The sequence below is a fragment of the Streptococcus mitis genome (assembly GCF_005844455.1).
Lineage (GTDB): Bacteria > Bacillota > Bacilli > Lactobacillales > Streptococcaceae > Streptococcus > Streptococcus mitis_BF.
This window is the reverse complement of sequence record NZ_SPGF01000042.1, coordinates 1-18,480: the sequence shown is the minus strand read 5'-3', so window position 1 is coordinate 18,480 and position 18,480 is coordinate 1. Positions and strand designations below refer to the sequence as shown.

Annotated in this window: 15 protein-coding genes; 4 read left to right on the top strand and 11 right to left on the bottom strand. The window is 37.7% G+C overall.

Annotated features, from left to right (window positions below; all coding sequences use genetic code 11):
* Positions 1–318: transposase (locus FGQ53_RS08360; protein ID WP_171019115.1), on the top strand; the 318-nt coding region annotated here is incomplete at its 5' end.
* 434 nt (positions 319–752) lie between these two features.
* On the opposite strand, the gene FGQ53_RS08355 is transcribed toward FGQ53_RS08360, so the two are convergent.
* The 11 genes from FGQ53_RS08355 to FGQ53_RS08305 are packed head-to-tail and all read right to left on the bottom strand — an operon-like array spanning position 753 to position 16,604.
* Entirely contained in the window at positions 753–1,799 is a 1,047-nt protein-coding gene (locus tag FGQ53_RS08355; protein ID WP_138337706.1) for a virulence RhuM family protein, read from the bottom strand.
* 57 nt (positions 1,800–1,856) lie between these two features.
* On the bottom strand, positions 1,857–3,206 hold the full coding sequence (locus FGQ53_RS08350; protein ID WP_138337703.1) for a YecA family protein: 1,350 nt from the start codon (positions 3,204–3,206) through the stop codon (positions 1,857–1,859).
* A gap of 23 nt (positions 3,207–3,229) precedes the next feature.
* Entirely contained in the window at positions 3,230–5,050 is a 1,821-nt protein-coding gene (locus FGQ53_RS08345; protein WP_138337700.1) for a DUF262 domain-containing protein, read from the bottom strand.
* A complete protein-coding gene (locus FGQ53_RS08340) occupies positions 5,050–7,698 on the bottom strand; it encodes a DEAD/DEAH box helicase (RefSeq protein WP_138337696.1) in 2,649 nt (882 codons plus the stop codon). The genes FGQ53_RS08345 and FGQ53_RS08340 overlap by 1 nt, the downstream gene beginning before the upstream one ends.
* Complete coding sequence (locus FGQ53_RS08335) at positions 7,698–8,597, bottom strand: DUF1837 domain-containing protein (protein ID WP_171019114.1); 900 nt, start codon at positions 8,595–8,597, stop codon at positions 7,698–7,700. Before FGQ53_RS08335 ends, FGQ53_RS08340 begins: the two co-directional genes overlap by 1 nt.
* Before the next feature lie 20 nt (positions 8,598–8,617).
* Positions 8,618–11,887 carry an HsdR family type I site-specific deoxyribonuclease gene (locus FGQ53_RS08330; protein ID WP_138337691.1) on the bottom strand — a complete coding sequence of 1,090 codons (3,270 nt, stop codon included), beginning with the start codon at positions 11,885–11,887 and terminating at the stop codon, positions 8,618–8,620.
* Positions 11,888–11,898: 11 nt separating this feature from the next.
* On the bottom strand, positions 11,899–12,801 hold the full coding sequence (locus FGQ53_RS08325) for an AbiJ-NTD4 domain-containing protein (RefSeq protein WP_138337688.1): 903 nt from the start codon (positions 12,799–12,801) through the stop codon (positions 11,899–11,901).
* 13 nt (positions 12,802–12,814) lie between these two features.
* Positions 12,815–13,945, bottom strand: coding sequence for a restriction endonuclease subunit S (locus FGQ53_RS08320; RefSeq protein ID WP_138337685.1), 1,131 nt, complete (start codon positions 13,943–13,945; stop codon positions 12,815–12,817).
* The gene (locus tag FGQ53_RS08315; protein ID WP_138337682.1) at positions 13,932–15,548 is read right to left on the bottom strand and encodes a type I restriction-modification system subunit M; all 1,617 of its coding nucleotides are present in this window, start codon (positions 15,546–15,548) and stop codon (positions 13,932–13,934) included. Before FGQ53_RS08315 ends, FGQ53_RS08320 begins: the two co-directional genes overlap by 14 nt.
* A gap of 4 nt (positions 15,549–15,552) precedes the next feature.
* Positions 15,553–15,774: a helix-turn-helix domain-containing protein gene (locus FGQ53_RS08310; RefSeq protein WP_138337679.1), complete on the bottom strand. Its 222-nt coding sequence runs from the start codon at positions 15,772–15,774 to the stop codon at positions 15,553–15,555.
* Between the two features lie 2 nt (positions 15,775–15,776).
* Positions 15,777–16,604, bottom strand: a complete 828-nt coding sequence (locus tag FGQ53_RS08305) for an NBR1-Ig-like domain-containing protein (protein ID WP_138337676.1) — start codon at positions 16,602–16,604, stop codon at positions 15,777–15,779.
* A 270-nt stretch (positions 16,605–16,874) separates the two neighbouring features.
* On the opposite strand from FGQ53_RS08305, the gene FGQ53_RS08300 reads away from it, so the two are divergent.
* The 3 genes from FGQ53_RS08300 to FGQ53_RS08290 all read left to right on the top strand — a co-directional run.
* Entirely contained in the window at positions 16,875–17,066 is a 192-nt protein-coding gene (locus FGQ53_RS08300; RefSeq protein WP_138337673.1) for a hypothetical protein, read from the top strand.
* 246 nt (positions 17,067–17,312) lie between these two features.
* Positions 17,313–17,831: a helix-turn-helix transcriptional regulator gene (locus tag FGQ53_RS08295; RefSeq protein WP_138337670.1), complete on the top strand. Its 519-nt coding sequence runs from the start codon at positions 17,313–17,315 to the stop codon at positions 17,829–17,831.
* A gap of 289 nt (positions 17,832–18,120) precedes the next feature.
* On the top strand, positions 18,121–18,480 hold a 360-nt coding region (locus FGQ53_RS08290; protein WP_212744424.1), incomplete at its 3' end, for a hypothetical protein.

Below are 18,480 nucleotides of genomic sequence, written 5' to 3'. Positions count from 1 at the left end.
GCTTGGATGAACGAATTTTTACAGCAATTATCCGCCTATTATTCGGATGATTATCTGATTTTGGTCATGGATAATGCCACCTGGCACAAGTCTCAGGCTTTGGAGTTGCCAGAAAATATCACGTGTACATTTATTCCTCCATACACTCCAGAAATGAATCCCATTGAGCAAGTTTGGGCAGAGATACGAAAGCGTGGATTCAAAAACAAGGCCTTCAAATCTTTAGAAGAAGTCATTTTGAAGTTAGAAACAGTGATTCAAAATTTGGAAACAGAATGCCTGAGGAAGATTGTTCACAGAAAACGAATTTGTCCATAATAGATTTTTGATGAGTATTACATCTTTTGTATCAACGCTATAGTCTCCACATGGCACGATACGTCCTGATTGATGTCAGTTTTCGGGAACCGATCCAGACTAATGTGGACTGTAGCAAAATATCTCCGTTTGTTTGCGGAAACATATCAACATATTCTGTAGCAAAAAAGCATTGCTACATTTCGTTATCCATATCACAGTCTGAACCTCGCCCGTCCACGGAAAAAGTTCAACTTTTTTATTCGTTTCTACTATTATAGTGATTCCAACATAAAAGTCAAATTTTGCGTGAAACCGCCATCGCCTCAACCTTGTCCGTTCTTCCTACAAAGAACAGGTCAACGGCTATTTTTCGCCCCGGCTGATGGCTCAACTTCCATACACTCGACCTTGGTAAGCTGGAAATTTAGCAGAAAATTTTAATAGCGCCACTGCTACTTCTTCGCATTCTCTTCCAGTTCCAGCATGTACTTATCAAAGTCAGACATGAACAGCCTATCTTGAATAACACGATATTTTTCAAATTCAGTTTCAGCTTTTACCTTGGCAATCTCTGCAGTAATTTTGCCTGCATCCTGAAGAACCTCTCTGTCATCAGCCATCAGAAATAGATCCAGTCGCTTTGACCAATCCTCCATCGTCATTGGAATATGACGTTCTGCACGGTCCTCTGCTAAATCCAGATAAGCAGATACAATACGCTCCAGTGAACGCATTTCCTGCTCACTCAGATAATTCTTCGCAACGCTCACATCACTCTTTACGATTTTACCTTCCGGTGCTGCTGCCCAAGTGGTTAATCCCATATGAGGCTTATCTGCATCGGCCCGCTCATAAATCAACTCCGCTGCTGTATGTCCATGAACTGCATAATGCATCTTATTTTGAACCTTTGCAAAGAACTGCTTGGTTGTCTTGGCTGTTCGATCATAATCCAGAGCTGTAGCATAGATATCCGTTATCTTCTGATAAAATCTACGCTCAGACAAACGAATCTCACGAATCTGCTCAAGCAAGCGGTCGAAGTATTCTACTGTAAGCACAGAGCCACCATTTTTCAGACGTTCATCGTCCATAACCCATCCCTTGATGGTGTAGTCCTTCACGATACCATTGGCCCACTTGCGAAAGTGTACAGCTCGCTCATTATTCACCTTAAATCCAACAGCAATAATCATTTGAAGATTATAATGCTTTGTATCACGAGTTACCTGACGGGAACCTTCGGTTTGAACTATCCGGAAATTCCGGATAGTTGAATCTTCCTCAAGCTCTGAGTCGGAATAAATCTTCTTGATATGCTCATTGATTGTACGAACATCCACATCATACAGTGTGGCCATCATCTTCTGTGTCAGCCATATATTCTCATCCTCATAGCGCATTTCAATACTGTCCTGCTGGTCGCCCACAGAGGCAACATAGGTTAAGTATTCCGCTGCACTAGAACGGATGGTGATTTCGTCTTTTTTCTGTTTCAAATAGGAGGCCTCCTTCCCCAACAAATTACTCTATAATAAACTAATTTCTACATACTCTCATCGTCCGTGACAACGCTTATACTTCTTTCCGCTTCCGCACGGACACAATTCATTGCGGCCTATCTTCTTCGGCCATTTTACTCTTTCCTGAACCATAATAGGAATTTTTCCATCATACATAAGTTCAAGTTCCCTCAGACGATACAAATATTCAGAGATACCCAATATAGCTTGAAACATATGCATAGCTTCATTCTCAAATTCAAGAAGATATTCTGTTCTCCTTTTTGTTCTATCCTTTGGATTGGGTATATATGTAATAAGCTGGTCTACTGAATTATACTCAACGTCATTATGCCCGATAGCATTTCTTAATTTTGCATTCACCAGTGTTTTCAAAAAGCCTGTATAAACCTCAGAATCCAAGCATAAGTGATATCTTGATGCCTTAGTAAGTTTAATATAATCCTCTAATGAATTTACATTCTTTTCAATCGGATTCATGGCATTGATATCTGACCTGTACTTAATATTATTGAGCGCTACAGGTATAATCAACAAATTTCCCAACGCTTCATAAGCATCCAAATAGAACTGTTTTACGCTATCAAAACTACTTGTTGTAGAACCTTCGTGTTCATAATCAAAAGAATTATCTTTGCAGTATTGTATGGCCAGTGCAGGTATAAGTCTCTGATATACTGTCATAAACTCATCATAGACTTTGTATATAAGCTCCTGTAATTCTTCAAGATGGAATCCATCATGAGAATTAAGGAATTCAACTAAGCTCTTGGTTTGAACTGAATCCATTTTTAATATTTCAGCACTAAAAGAAAGGTCATCAAGGATATCTTTTCGTAATGCCGAATAAAGGCCATGAACCTCTATCATATGAACAGCTCTCAATGTTTCCGATTCATCTCGACATTGAAAGAACTGACCGGAAAACTCCTTTTGAATTTCTTGGGTTAGGTACTCGCTATTATTTTTCGCTAAGGTAAGAATTCTTTTATAGCTCTTCCACTTTTTAGCAGTTGCATTTAATTTGGATACAGCTTGTACAAATTCTTCATAAGAGTCATCCGTCTTCATACAATCCATATATCGGATAAACGGTGTTATTACCAATCCATCTAAGTCGGCTGCTTCTGCTTGTTTTGCTGTTGGAAACTCACCAGAGCATTCGACAATGTAATCCGCGTTCTCGTCCTGAACTTCATCAGCATTATCAAAGGTGAAACTTAATCCCGGACGGTCTTGTCTTATTTTCACACTACCAGACAAGGAGGTTCCACATTTACCGCATGCTACTTCTATTGGATGTTCCTCTTGCCAACCAACTTGTAAACGTACTCTAGTAATACATCCGCAGACTTGGCATTTTATAAAAATATTAAATACCATGAAATCTACCTCCTTTCACTGGGTTATATAAACATATCATCATTCCAAACAAGTTTTACCAAATCAACGAGAACTGCAATTCTCTCAGTAATCTCATTCTTACCAAATGATGCATAAGCTTTAAATCCAAGAGAATTATCAGCAATAAACTTCTTGAATTTAGGGTTATTCTGGTACGCTAATTCACCAAGTGATTCCGTATAGATATTGCCTTCATTAGAGCAATACTTCTTAAGCTTGTAATCATATTTTGCATCATTTAAGCTTGCATTGATGCTCTTGTGAAGAAGTAATAAAGCTCCGATGCTATTTCTCCAACGTCTAAAATCGTCTTGGTCAGAATACTCTGCAGTAAACCATTCATAATGGTCTGTAATAATATGCTCAATCTCAAACGGATTCTTTGTTTGAGTATTCATGTAATTACAATAATTTGATGCAACACCAGTCTGCTCTTCAATATATCCAGTGATACGTGCAAGGATATTCTTGATGTATTTCTTAGTAAAGCTGTTCAGTCTTAAATCGCTTAATGCTGCTGCAGGGTCAAATGCAAGATTAATATACTGCTGTTCTAATTTCTGTTTCAATGTAGGTATGTCTGTCATGCGGATATCCTTAGTAACATTGAAAACAAAGTTTTTAATTGTACTGTAATCGACAGAGCGGTAATTCGTAACTCTGGATACAATCAAAACATCAATAAATCTTGCTACCAGATTAATCTTCTCAATAATAACCGGCCATGAATCTTCATAGCATACAGGCGCTAATAACAGCTGTGGCTGTAATGTAAAGTTAACCTGTGCATTGTAATATACATATTTTGTTTCTTCAGCGAATGTTGTTTCTGCCTGACGGATACGCTCATAAACCTCTGCAAATTTAGCAAATTTCTTTATGAACAACTCAAAATCATCAGAGCCATTGAGACTCAGCTTATCACGTTCATCTCGTACCCACTTGTGGAATGAACCACCGATGATATCAAAATCTTTATTTACAGCACCAGCTTTTGTCTCACGGATTGTTTTCGCATAGTGTGCTCTAAGCCAAGCCTTAATAAATGTCTCATCGCCCTTGTCGTCATCCTTCTTTAATGTAAGAACTTTATCTTTCCAAATACCATTCATCTTTTCTCGCGATAAATCAGATTTAATTTCAGAAAGAATATACCCCTTCAACATTTCTGTAGATGTAAGGCTTAAACCACGATCGTTCATTGTAACAAATACTTTATGAGCATCTTGCTCAGTTGTTGCTACAATCTCAATAAAGAATACTTTCTCCGCAACCCAATCACAAAAATGCAATAACATGTCATCTGTAATATCTGCAGGAAAAACATCCTGAATATCCTGATATCGACCATAAAGATTCTTTACAGATTCTCCGGCACCAGTAGTATCAAAATCAGTATCGTTGAAAATTGCATTCATACAATCCTGACGGTCATCAACGTTGATATTGAAAGACTTAGTACCAAAAGATTCTGAAAATATCATAGTCTCAATCATGTTATAACTCTGGCCGATAGTCTTCAATCTGTTGTTAAGATACATTAGCAATAGCGTCAAAGACGAGAATCTTTGCTGACCATCAATAATCGCATTTTCTCTTCCTGCCAGAACAATGGAACCCATAAAATATGCACCATAATCAGCTACGGCTTGTCTTGGGTCATCTGTTTTATAATATTCCAAGAATTCTGATGTAAGGTCATCAATCAATTCTTCTATGTGCTTACGCTGCCACATATATTCACGCTGATAATAGTGAATCGAATATTTTGTATTCTGTAATAATTGTTTTAGATTCTTAGGTGAACCTTCAATTTTCTTCATTAGGCATCCTCCTCCAGAAACAGCTCTGGTGTATTATACCAAGCCAACTCTGCATCTGCCTTTACGCCCTTGTTAGGACAATCAATCAGAGATTTTCTAAGCTTAAGCTCTGTTCCTGATTTATAAATATACTCTGCTTCATGCTGCAAAATATACAAAGCAGATTCTCTTGAAAAGCCATACTTTTGAATTTCAATAGAGCGTTTATTTGTTGACCCATATTCAACAAATTCATACCAATCATTCTGTGCTGGCTTTCCCTTAATATCCTTATACGCATTGGATATTTTTAAGAAGTAATTTGAAAGCTTAAATAGGATAATCTTATCAATCACCGATAGCACTTCGGAAATAATGATATTGTTATGCTCTGAGCCTTCTTTATAATCCACCTTTTTTCCATCAATAAACATTGCCTCGTGTGGATTATTCTTCTTGTATCTTATAGCTTCAGAAATAATCTGTTGCAGACCATGTCCTGAAACCCATTGTCCAAGTATTACTCTATAATAAGATAAAGAACTGTATTTATTAGGATCGTTCCCCGGAGCGCCTAATGTATATGATTCATAAGACTTCCATTTAAAAATCTTCGCAATTCTTAACAAGAAGGCCCACAGTTCATCCACATCATATCGACCGTTATTATCAATTGCCGGAAACTCCAAACCATTATTAGCAATTGCCTCATATAATGACTCGCTCTGGTCAACTGATACAGTGATATCACTGTCTTTCATATGTTGCTGTCGATTAGAAAAGTTTGCTTTAATCAGCTCTTCATTGCCCGGTTTCATAACCTTTTGAAACTCTCGACGCACGCGACTATCTCTATTTGCCATAATATCGTTTAAGAGAATAATCGCAAATTTTCTCATCAGGTCATATGAATCTTCCGTCTGCTTCTGCGGATGCTTAGGAAATTCAACATCGCCTTTTAATAGAATATTAATTACATTCTGCTTTTGAGGTTTTGTTAATCCCTTTTCAATAGATAGTGTTTGTTTATCAACTGACTTAGAAAGCAGCGTCTCAAACTTATCTGATGCTTTCTCAGATGTCGCCACTAAAAATACATTTCCATAAAGGTTAAATTCTAATCGTCCTACTCGACCTACAAGATTGCGGAAATCAATCGGACGCATGTCTTTTTGCCCATTTCTATAATCAGTAATAAAAAGATTATCGGCAGGAAGATTTACTCCCTCAACTAACGTACTTGTACAGAATAAAGCAGTTATTTTGCCAGCCTTAAACAAATCCTCTATACGCTGACGAATTGAAGCCGGTAAGTAACCAATATGGTAAGCCACACCTTTAGAAACCAAATCCGCCAAATAATAATCTCCGTGAACTTCATTTTTGATATCTTTGGCAAGTTCCATTAATTCTTGGCAATTTGTTTTAGGAATACGATTTGCTCCAAAGTCTCGTGCCGCAACTACTGTTTTTCTCGTAGAGGGGAAATAAACGATGAATGGCTTCTCTTTTTTGTTTTCATCTTTTTCAAAACGAAGCAGAACATCTATTAAATCAGCATCATCCAGTGCAATAGATGTAATAGGAATGTTGCTGTCATTATGCTCGTTATAGATGCTTACTTCTCTATTAATCAGATTTACAATAAACTTCGGCTGCGAAACCGGAGAATATGAGGTCTGCAACTTATGTTCATTTGCAGCCTGCACGTCTGGAATAGTGTCCAAAAAAACCTCAGGATTAGGCACGTTAGGCGACGCAAATATAATATGTGGTCTATGTTGTCTTTCGGACAGCATATTTACCACTTGATAATAGAAAGGACTTCTTTTATCAGCACCTGCGATTTTGTGAGCTTCATCTACAAACAGATAATCTATTTGAATATCTGGCTCATTTATCATTAGATAAAGCATTCTCTCAGGTGTCATTACAAAGATATAGTTTTGCTCTTTATCTTTCCAATTTGATAAAACTGCATCACCAGCTGCCGTAACAACATGGTAGTTCTTTTGATGCAAAAGCTCTCCTAGGTCTTCTTTAGTGATTTTTATTCTAATTTCATTTATCAGCGCCTTGGTAGGTACAACAATAGCAAAATTGTGTCGAACATCACTTAGGATTTTTTCTTTAATGAACATTCTCATTATGAAAGATTTTCCCATGGATGTTGGTGCTGAATAGCTATAATAGGAATTTGCGAAATGGTCATAAGCAGACTTCTGCGCAACCATAAATTGCTTGTCCGGTGCTGACGGAATTGTATAGTAATCTTTCTTTAATTCAAGATAAATCTTTTCCATAGCATCGGAACCATTAAAGTCCGATTTGATAATATTTCGTCCCTGATAATTTCCAACACTGGTCAATACGGAACCAGCCACATATAAAACATCAGGATTTTCCGGATAAATGTAATTAAGCATGGTTACAATTTCTTGAGCCCATACCTTGTGTTTATCAGCTTTCGTGCTGTGGTTAGATTTTGAAAGAATATCTGCAAAGCGAAGTGCATCATCTATTGCAAGATTTCTTTTTAATCTTCTCGTATAGCCGAATACTTTTAATGCATAGTTATAGAGAATATCCTCATACAACTTCTTAAGGTATTCGTTTTCATCTATCTTCTCAAAGAAAACTTCTCCGAAGGTGATTTCTCTATTTTTCATTAGACACCTCCAGTCACTTTTTTCATGATTGTCGTCTTATCTTCTATTGCGTCATCCAGTGGTACTGCATAGATATAAAATGAACGTGACGACAATCCGCAATCAGTAATATATTTTTTAATTTTAGGCAAGCTATATTTTATGTCGCTTACCATCTTTTGTTCCACTAAATTCTTATATTCCTGAACTGTACGATTTTCTTTTGAAAGGCCCAAAGAATAACAAAGAAATATTCCATATGCCGAATCAACATCTGGTGCATCCGGAGATGGTGTTATAATCTTTTCCAATTTATCTGCAAGCACAGAATCGGCATTTTGTCCAAATATCAGTTCGCTAACTAATGGAATTCCTTTCTTCGGTTGATTGAGGCCTGCTTGTATCTTTAAAAAAGCATTATCAATCGCCGCATCGATTTGATTTTCAACATTAGATGTTCCAAAAACCATCTGGAAAGATTCGTCTTCAACTTTGAGCAGATGAACGCCATCATAAATAGTGTCAGTAGTTAAGGTATCAAGTTCAATCTTGCTGAATATCTTAGGTGCCTCAAGCTTTTCTTCAAAAAACGCATAGAGAAGTATCTCGCCCAGCATATTACCAAAGTGTTCAGGTGTTTTCTGACACTGCTCCTTAACCAGTTGCATTGCCTCAAGATTAATGCTGGCTTCGTCGTCTTCCTTTTTGAATTTTGCTATCCGACTTCTGGAATAAACGTAATAACCAATATTACGCCTCAGGCATTTATACAAGCCATCATTTGTAAATGTATCACCATCAAGTTTCAAATGAAAAAGGCGCAGTTGAGCAGTATTGCGCAAGCCGAGGCTCTCTGAATGCGTAACCTCCTTAAAAACAGAATCAATGGTTCCTGCCTTAATTGTTGTGTTAATATCCATACTGCTCAAATTAAATCACCTCAATTTTCCTTTACACCATATGGTGTTCTCTCCTCTGCAACCTTCAACGCATCATTTGAAACACTCTCGTATTTATAAATTTTTGCTACAGGCTCTGGCGCATCAGAAGAAATATCTGCATATTTCTTGAAGTTTTCTGCTTGCTCCATAACCTTTTCAAATACTTCCTCATCCCATTCAGGAGGATATCCATTTTTATAAAGAAGTACTGTCAAATCCATGTTTAGCTGATTCTTAATATCATCCCTCGTAGACCAATCAGCAAACTGCGCTTTATCATCTACAAGCTCTTTTATCTTTTTAGCAAGTAATAAACATTTTCCTTCTTCGTAAGGGAATCCGTGGTCATCTCTTACCTTGACTAAAATGTCATAGAATGCTTTTTCTTCGTAACTGATCCCAAGAGCTTCAAAGGATGTTTTATCCTGCTGTAAATCCTGAAAGATTTTTATAAGCTCATCAGACAAGTCATTTACGAAATCAGCAACTACCTCGCTGGTAAAGACTAGCTTATCTCTGCTGTTATATGTATCTACAACTTTTCTTAAACGCTCATCAAACTCAACTGCCTTGACCTTATTCGTTCTTCCATATACAGAAATAGCTTTTCGAAGCAGCTTTAACAATGCATTAAATTTTGTAATCGGCATCTTTACAGTATCAAGTTCCGCTAGGAAATCATCACTAAATAAATCAACCGATTTAGGGTCATCTATAATGTTTTCGATTCCTGTGCAGGTAATGGCTTCCTTAACCATATCTTCTACGACACGATTCATGATTTCTGCATCCGGAGCATTGCCTTGTGTCTGCTTATAAATAATTGAACGAATAGCTAAATAAAATTGTGCAGTCGCTGTCTCTTCTTCAGTCAGTTCGCCAGAGGGGAAGCAGATTACATACGCACTCTTTAAGCGTCTCGAAAGTCCCATAAATCTGGTTTGCATTTCTTTTTTTATTTGAACGTATTCTGCTGCTGCATTAAGGCAGTTCAAACGTTCCAATGGAGTCCCTGTGTAAAACTTGGTAGCATCAAAACCAACAAGCAGTTCGCTTATCAGCGCTAGATGATTTCTGAATATACCAAGTGAAATATTCAGTTCATCAATAGGGCTCTCTTGTGGACCACCGTATTTTTTGATAGCTTCAAGCATATCCGTTTTGATGCCAATATAGTCAACTACGAGACCTTTATCTTTGCCATCAAATACTCTGTTTACACGTGAAATTGTCTGAATCAATGTATGCTTCTGTAACGGTTTATCTATGTACATTACAGCCAAAGATGGCACATCAAATCCTGTAATCCACATATCAACAACAATCGCAATTTTGAAATTTGAATTATTGTTTTTGAACTGTTTATCAAGTTTCTTTCGATATTCCTTCGTGCCGCAGGCTTCGAATAAGTCTTTATCGTCATTTTGTCCCTGCGTAGCTACCAAGTTTACTTTAGGAAGTGCCATCAGCTTGTCCAACTCTTCTTTTGAAAGCTGGCATTCATCTTCTGCCTTCTTTGCTTCTCCCCACTCCGGACGAATAGAAACTATCTCTTTGAGGACTCTAAATGCCAGCATTCTATCCGCACAGACAATCATTGCTTTCTGAACAATTTCTGGCTTTTCCGTGCATAACGACTCATAATGTTGAACAATATCTGCTGCCAGTTTTTTCACCCTATCGGGATGACCCAAGATGGCAGTCATTTTACTCATCGCACGCTGACTTTCTTCAATTTGCTCAGATGTTGATCCTTCCTGTGCACACTTTTCATAATATTTCTGGATTTCCTTAGCCTGTTCATCAGAAAGAACCACTCGTGCAAGACGAGGCTCATACGCAATACGGACAGTAATTCCGTCATCGCTGGATTCTTTCATTGTATAACTATCGACTACATCGCCAAATACAGCGATAGTTTCATCGATAGGAGTTCCTGTAAAACCACAATATGTCGCATTGGGGAAGCTCACACAAAGGTAATGTCCAAAACCGTATATTGTAAAAACACCTTTATCAGTTTTCTTCAATTTACTACCAGTACTTGTTTGCGTTCTATGCGCCTCATCTGAAATACAGATAATATTACTTCTCTCAGAAAGCAGTCCGGTGCTTTCGCAAAACTTTTGTATTGTTGTAATGTAAACACCGCCGCTTGGTCTATCTTTGAGCGTCTGTTCCATGTCCTTTCGGCTTTCAATGCTTCGAACATCACTCTCATGTAAATACTTTGTTGCAGTGACAAAAAGCTCTGAAGTCTGAGTATCCAAATCTTCACGGTCAGCTAAAATAATAATCGTTGGATTATTAAAGATTTCATTATCTCTTTGTGCAATTAGACGAGACAAGAACAACATTGTATAGGTCTTACCACAGCCCGTAGCGCCAAAATATGTACCGCCCTTACCGTCGCCTGCTGGACGCATATGCTCTTTAATATTCGCCAGCATTCTATTTGCGGCAAAAAATTGAGGATACCGGCATACAATGGCCTCGCTCTTCTTGCTATCATCTGGATAAAAGATAAAATCACGTAGAACTCTCAGAATGCGTTCCGGTGCAAATGCGCCCTCAATCATCGTTTTAAGAGAACTAATTCCATTTGCAACAGTATCCGTGTCGTTCGCCTTATTCCAAGAATAATAATATTCATATGGTGTGAAGATACTTCCCAAACGAGTGTTAGCGCCATCACTTATCACTGACAAGAAACAGTACTTCATCAGCTTCGGAATATCTCTTGTATATCTTTTTGTTATCTGTTCCCACGCATCGTGAATTGTTGTATCTTCATTGATTGCGGACTTAAACTCGCAAATTGTCACAGGTATGCCATTGATGAAAATTAGCAAGTCAGGTCTACGCAGTCTTGTACCCTGAACAGAATACTGATTCACAACCTTAAAAATATTATTTTCCGGATGCTCATAATCAATATAATCAACATGCAGTGCAACTTTTGAGATGTCATCACGCTGCAAATCAAATCCCTCATTCACCAACCAGAAAGTCTCACGATTTCCAACATATAAAGGTGATGATTGAATGAGCGCTATCTTTTGAATAATCTTTTTCAATTCAACATCACTCAAATCACTGTATTGACTAAGCAAATAACTGTGCAAATCATCCTCTAATAGGATATCTTCATACTGACGATGAATATTTTCTCCCTGAACATACGTATAGCCTTGAAGTTGAAACAGCTCGATAATAGCTTGCTCCAACTGATCTTCCGTGAACTTTCCTTTTTCAAAAAAATAATTCATAAGCTCACCTCCTACTGTAAATATTGCACCGACAATGCAATAAGCGACAGACAGCGGTTAAACAGATAGTCATAGTATTTCTCATCAATAATATCAATCTTATCTGTTTCGTGATGGCGTATACGATAATGATTTCCGATATCCGTGAGAGCTTTAAATTCTGCATTAAAGAGCTCTTTGAAATCTTCGCTTCCTCCAGACATATCCTCTACTATTTTCGTAGCAGACTTCTTTTTATCCAATGAGATGTAATATGTTTTTAATCGTTCCAATGCATCCCATATCTTTTCAACAGAATCCTGACGAGCACAAGGATTTGGAGTCTTGTATAATGCAATAGCATCTTTAAGCAGATCTCTTATTCCTTTCTCTTTTACAGTTGAGAAACTATTTTCTATTTGTTTGGTTAAAGGGCTATCTTCAACAATTCTCTCTACAATTGCTTCATCTGTTAATGTATACAATAATCCCGACTCGATAAATAGTTCATTAATTTCTGATTTGAACTCTATAAATACTTCTTTAGTTTTCAAGCAATCAATGTATTGATAATTTCTGTATCGATCATTATTCCAATTTTCTGAAATATCCATAATGTTTTGTGCAAAAAACTCAATATAGTCTATAAGCGCATATTGGTCATAGTCATCCTCAGCTGTCGGAGTACATATCGTACCATACTCATTTTTAAATAGAGCCGGAATTCTAACCTTGATTCTATTTATGAATCCCTTTTCATCAAATGTAAGGTAATCACTATCAGTAAAATTATGATGACAATACAACGGAAACAAATTTGTTAAGTTTTTCTTGTATTTATTGCAGCACTCAAACAACAAACTATACATTTCCACGCTAATCAAGTAAGTTTTTTCAATTGGCGCACGTATGCCATTTCTTTCTGTAAATAACATAGGACACCTCCTTTTATTCACGTGCCTCTTCGATTGAACCTTTAATAAGTATTGGGCATATACTCTGTATTTGAGCTTTTAATTTTTCATTAATTTCTCTACGTTCAATATACACCTTGTAAATATTCACAATATCACCTTGTATCGATGCTTCTGGAATAGGTATTTCTACGTTACACATTTCATTCCAATCAAAGGTTTCTCTTGTACTTCCCCAAGAATGAAATCGTGCATATCGGTCGAATTCTCCTCTACCAAATAACATTGCAAGATAACTTGGCAAAAGTATGTTCTTATCTTTTACACGAAATACCACATATGATGATGAACAAATAAAAGTATCACTAGAATTATTATGAGCCAATGATATTTTCTCTCCGTTACGAGAAGTTACTGTCACATATGCAAATTCGTCCGGCGCAATAATCGTGTACGGTTTCAGGGACACTCCCCCCATATCTGCTTTGGTATGAATGAACTTCTTTTCAATAGAAATGCCTCGAACACTGTCTACACCAAACTCAAGACTCTCATTTTTCCTGTTACACAAAGAAATGTACTTCCCTAATTTTTGATGAACTAATGTCTTGCGCAACTCATCAATATATCCATGACAAACTATTTTTAAATCTTCGAGTCCGGCTTCGTAGCTCTGTTGATTTAGACACATTGCAACATATATGTCTGCGTACTTTTGTTGTAATTCAATCTCCGGTAAAACAAACTCTAGATTACAGAAATCTTCCCATGCCATACCATCTCGAACTGAAGAGTCTGTATGGAACCAAAAATATCTGTCCCTTTCTTCTGATTTCAACATCATAAAAAAATAATCTTTTAACAATGGAGTATTCTCTTTTATACAAAACACAGTGTATGCAGGAGATACATATTTGTTAAACTTGGTATGATTCATCGCAATAGGAAGAACCTTATCTCTTCCAACATGCATCAAATTACAAGCAAAATAATTTGGCGGAACAACTTTATATTTACTGGTGTCATTTCCCACCTGTTTTGATGGTTCAAAAAATTCTTTTTCTCTATTAACGCCAGATACATCATATACTGTAAGGTTTGGAATCCCAGATACCTCATTGTATAGCTCAACGCAATCTCCTATCCTGCATTTAATCAATCCCATATCCAATACCCCTAAATGCATCTTCCAGCATTTGCTGGGACTGCTTTTCAATTCTCATAACTTCCACCATTTCTTTTTGAATACGAGCCATTTCTTTTTTATAGTCGATTTCTAAATCGTGGTCTACAAACTCAATGTACTTACTTGAAGCTAATGAATAATCATTTTCACGAACACCATTTTCTCCTTCTAATTTTACAGATTTGCAAAGCTCAGGTATATCTTTATACTCATCGCTTTCAGCACTTTGCCAGCTGTTATATACCGACTTAATTTGACTAATCTGTTCATCTGTTAGTACTGTTTTTTTCTTCTTTTTATTCTTATCAATTACAATCTCTTCAATATTGCCGTTCCAAGTTCTTAAGTCCATGAATAGGATTTCATTTGTTCTATCGCGAAGCCGACGTCCATTTACTACTCCAGCTTTCTTGTTCATATTCATTATCCAAAGAGTGCATGATAAATCCACTGTATAGAACATATCCCGTGGAAGCACAATTATTGCTTCGACTTTATCTTTTTCAATTAACTCTTTCCTGAGTGTATATTCAACTCCATCTGCTTCCAATGCACCATTCGCCAAAAGAAATCCTGCAATGCCATGGTTAACATCTAACTTATTGAGCATATGAAGTATCCATGCATAATTTGCATTTGATACTGGTGGCATAACGCTAAAACCAGCTTTGATAAATCTTGGGTCATCTACCAGTTCATCTTCCTTTCTCCAATTTCTAAGATTGAAAGGAGGATTTGCCATAATAAAATCTACTTTCTTATCTTTATGAAGATCTTCTGTAAAAGTAGATGCATTCTTCTCACCAAGGTTATGCGCAATACCTCGAATAGCTAGATTCATCTTACAAAGACGCCAAGTTTCTGCTTGGCTTTCCTGTCCGATGATGGAAATCTTATGTCTATTACCATTGTGGCGGTCAACGAATTTCATACTCTGTACAAACATTCCTCCGGAGCCACAACATGGATCATAAACCGTACCACTGTATGGTTCTATCATCTCCGCAATTAGTTTTACAACGCATGCAGGAGTATAAAATTCTCCGTCTTCCTTAGTACCTGATGCCGCGTATATCTGTAAGAAATATTCATAAACACGGCCAATAAGGTCTTCTTCTTGGAAACGTTTCTCGTCAATCTGGTTTACATTATCAATGAGGTCCTTAATTTTTGCTTTATCGGCACCAAAAGTTGCAAATAAATTCAGTGTCAATGCTCCCTTAAGGAGAGGATTACTTTCCTCTATGTCTGCCATAGCTTGGTCGATGATAACTGCAATATCATTTGCAGATGCATTCTTTACAATGTATGACCAACGAGCTGTTTCCTTTAAATAGAACACATTAGCTGCATTATAAAATGAAGGCTTTTCAAGAAAAGCAGGAATATCACCATACTGTTTCTTAAGTTCCTTACGACGTTTTTCAAATTTATCTCCAGCAAACTTCAAAAATACCAATCCTATAACAGCATCACGATTTTTTTCAGTTGTGCCTACTCCGCGAAGGGCAACTCGACAATTCCACAACACCGTCTCCAGTGATACTTCAACTTCTTTTTTCGCTTTAGTCGCTCTTGCCATCGTGTTAATCCTCCTTATTGTCATATGAATCAGCTTTTTCTGCGGCTTCTCCAGAATGAACCCATTCGTCTACTTCTGATATTTTAAATTTCCAAAGTCTGCCCATTTTATATGCTGGCATATTACGCTTTGCAATCCACTGTAAAATGGTTTCTCTACCAACACCTAAATGTGCCTGAATTTCCTTTAAGGTAACCCACTTTTCAATGTTATTATTCTCGTTCACTATTAGTCCTCCGTATCTATATCAAATGACACATCAACAGTCACATCAAAAGCAGCATTCATGCTAAAACACGCTTGCCCATTTGAATCTTGCATTTCCCACTCACAAACAAATCGTCCTTCTATGCTACGAGCTTCAAAGTTCGTAGCTATTTTTTTATATTCATTTGGAGCTACATCCGGAATCAATATTTCTTCTTCGTCTGGTCTTGGATTATTTTTATTTTCATTTTTAAGTACAAGCTTCCTGCCTTGCCAATAAACACTTCCTGCATTATGAATCGTCCATGTATGCATGAATCTTTTATAACAGCTCACTTGATGCTCCGATTGTTTTTCTACCCAGAAATCATCACCTGTATATAATGCGCCCCTACGAACATCCAGACTATCCTTCTGTCCGTTTACAAGTTTAACATACTCGTCTGGAATTTCATTTTTGATATCCTCTTCAATAGCATCGATAAATATTTGAAACTGATTGGCAAGCACACGTGCAAGATATGATTTGTTTTCCGGTAAAGACACAGCAATTGCAAAATGACTCATACAATCTCTAACCTTGGTATCATTCAATTCCTGCTCGATATAAGCTTCTAGATTATCAATGTCAATTACATCCGGGAACTTGTCTTTAATCTGTAGTACAGAACGGTCCTTCGTGTAATGACGTTCATTTTCCAAATATTGAGTCGTTCGCTGGCTCTTTAATTTCGGAAGCTCAAAGTAAGTACAGCCAGCAGCATTAAAGAAATTAATTACGAATACACCTTGATTCTCTTGCTTCCTTAAAAATTTATATAAATCTCTCAAATACTCCTGACTTTTCATACCAATCACCCGCCTGTACCTAGTCTTGTACCTACTGTACCTAATCACCACATTTTAGCCCATAGAGCAGTACCTGATCAAAAGTGTACTTTAATAATGTGCTTTGGATAAGGAGGGCGCCTAGTGGCTTAATTACAAAAATCCATTGAATATTATATCACGAAGATTTGTAAAAATCAATCTTACTAGCTAATAAGAGATGTAAATACTTATAAATCCACTTTAAACAACTTATTCAATTCACAAATTATATAGAAAGAGATGATTCAAATGAATTATTCAGAACGAATGATGTGGCTCACCAACATTGAGAATGCCGCTGATGCTGTGGCAGCCGAGTATGGTTCTGAAGTAGCCCAATCTGTGTTCCAGCGTTACGACGCTCATGGAACACACGACTTAAGCCCTTGCTACTACAGTGAAGTTTTCGCTGATTTGGAGCTTATCGCAAACGACAATTAAAACAAATCGCCGCCCTGAGCAAGGCGTAAAACTACTTTCTTAATCATCAGCTCACCATCTTCGTGGCCACGTGGTGTGTTCGTAGTTGATGAGCAAGAGAACATTATCAATAGAGTGCCAGCTTACGAACGGCTGGTCACCGGAAAGAAGCGGAGCTATCCGCACGAGGTGACCATCTTATGAAAAACACTGGCAGCCATAACGGTTATCTCCGCTTCAAACATGAAGCCAACGGAGGTAAATGTTATGGCAAACAAAGTAAATCAGAGTAAACAGTATCGTATCTACATTAAAGAATCCAAAAGCTGGGTGGATGTAAACAAGGAATTCTACACGAATTACTATCGTGATATCAACGCCTATCGCAAGCGTCAGCAGGAACACGGCCGCTGTGTCTGCCCTGCAAGCAAGCGCTACTTATGTGACATGGATTGTTTAACTTGTCCTTATGCTAAGGCTGGCGATCAGCTTTCTCTCGACAACACCATTAGTGACGGTGACGGAAACGAAAAGAGCTGGCTCGACGATGTTCCGGATGAATCTGCAGCTATCACTGAAGTGTTGGAGGACGCAGAGCTTCTTCACGCCCTCTACGCAAAGCTGAACGAGCTGGATCCGGAAGGCCGTCTTATCTGCCAGCTTATTATGCAGGGAAAATCGGAGCGTGACTGCGGCAAGGAAATAGGCCTCTCTCGCAATACCTTTGTATATCGTAGGGACAAGCTGTTCCAGAAGCTCCGCTCCGAGCTTAAGGACTACATCTAATATGAATGGTCGTCCTCTGATTCTTCAGGGGACGATTTTTCTTTTCAAAAAAGTTTCTTATATTTTTCGGCCAAACGGCCATCTCACCTCCATTGAGTAGTGTAAGGCGAAACAAAGCGACCTACAGAAAGCGAGGTGAACATCGTGAATCGAACTTTTCACAACAGAAGCGGCACGGACGCAGAAGTGATTGCTACTCTCACTGCAATCAGTCAGGTATCTGCAAGAATGGCGAAGAATCTCAGAATCAGCGCCGCACACAGACAATCCGAGGAAGGAGGAAAAGTAAATGTCAAAAATGAACGATATGGCTATGACCATCGAAGAGCTGAGAAATGCTGCCATTGCTATTAATGATGCAGCAAACTGGCTCGCACAGCAGTTTGAAGGAGCATCCGGAACCGCTGAAAAAGCAGAAGACCCTGCTACTCCTGCAAAACCTGCACTGACCCTTGAGGAGGTTCGAGCCATTCTGGCTGATAAATCTCGTGCCGGACACACAGCTGAAATTCGAGAACTTCTTATACTTAACAAAAATCAAAAATTGACGTATAATAGATATATGACACAAGCAACATTTACTACCAATGACAAAAACATTCTCACAAAAGCTCTCAAAGATAAGAAAAATCTGCGCTTTCATAAACGA